Annotated in this window: 1 protein-coding gene; it reads left to right on the top strand. The window is 59.7% G+C overall.

The genetic code is table 11. The features are described from left to right. Window positions 1-303 precede the first annotated feature (303 nt). A partial coding sequence (locus A3754_RS21765) for a DUF5924 family protein (RefSeq protein ID WP_063521318.1) occupies window positions 304-1,280 on the top strand: 977 nt, incomplete at its 3' end.

The following is a 1,280-nucleotide window of genomic DNA, read 5'->3' as shown; positions in this document are numbered from 1 at the left end:
CTTCTCCGCGTGGCGTTCGCGCCACGCTATTCCTTCCTCTGCCCCTTGTAGGCGTTCCCTTCCAGGGGACGAACCGCGCGAAGCGCGAAAAAGATCCGGAGGATCATCGGTAGATTCTGAGTTTCGCCTGTTCTTTTATTATCGCAATAGACGGAAAGATGCGGAGCGATTTTCGTTCGTCCCCTGGAAGGGAACGCCTACAAGTGCCAGGTGGCCATCGGGAAACGGGAGAGCCTTTGCTGCCATCGGGAACCCACAGGGCTATAGTACGTCGAAGACGCAACCCCTCGACGGAGCCACACTTTGCCGCTGACGCTACAAACCCTCACTGAAAAGCTCTATCAGATTCGCCATGTCTGGGCGCTGATCAGCTTCTCGCTGGGCCTGAGCAGTTATTTTCTGGTGGATCGCCAACCGTGGTTAGCGGCGGTGCTGACCGGGCTGCTGGTGTTCAGCTGGCTCTTGCTGCTCACCGAGGGGATCTGGCAGAACAAGGTGATCGGTACCCGCTTTGATGGCCTGCCCCAGGGCATGCTCAAGTTGCTGTTCCAGGCGGTGCATCAGGAGGCGTTCTTTTTCAGCCTGCCGTTCGTGCTGCTGCAATGGTCCGGTGGCGCGGAATATATTTTCTTCACCACCCTGGTAGTCAGTGCGGCGGCCATCAGCATCATCGACCCGGTTTATTTCTGGCTGGCCCGACACCGGGCACTGTATTTCGGCTTTCACGCCTGGGCGTTATTTGTGGCGTTGCTGGTGCTGTTGCCGCTGATCTTCCACTGGAGCACGGATTCGGCACTGGCGTGGGCGGGCTGGCTCACGGCCCTGTTTGCGTTGCCCAGCTTCTGGCGATTTGGCGGGCCGCGAAAATGGTTTCGCTGGCTCGGGCTGATCCTGGTCTCGTGCCTGATCGCGTTGTCCCCGCGCTGGCTGGCCCCGCTGGTGCCACCGCTGACGTTGTCCCTGCAGGAACGGGCCGTTGCGTTGTCATTCAATCGCGCCGAGCGCAAACCGCTGGTGAGTGGTGAGGTGTTCAGTGCCGATGAAGTGGCAGGGGGGCTGTATGCCTACACGGCCATCAAGGCGCCGTTGGGGCTGGGCCAGGAGGTCTATCACTACTGGTTTCGTGATGGCGAACAGGTGGACCGCATTCCCTTGAAGGTCTTTGGTGGCCGCGAATCCGGGTTTCGCACCTGGTCTCACAAGCGCCATATTCCTGTGCCATCAAAGGGGCGCTGGCGGGTAGAAGTGCGTACCGGGGATAACCAGATCATCGGTGTCAT

The organism is Alcanivorax sp. HI0083 (assembly GCF_001635175.1).
The sequence above is the reverse complement of the archived record's forward strand: the minus strand, read 5'-3'. Positions and strand labels throughout refer to the sequence as shown.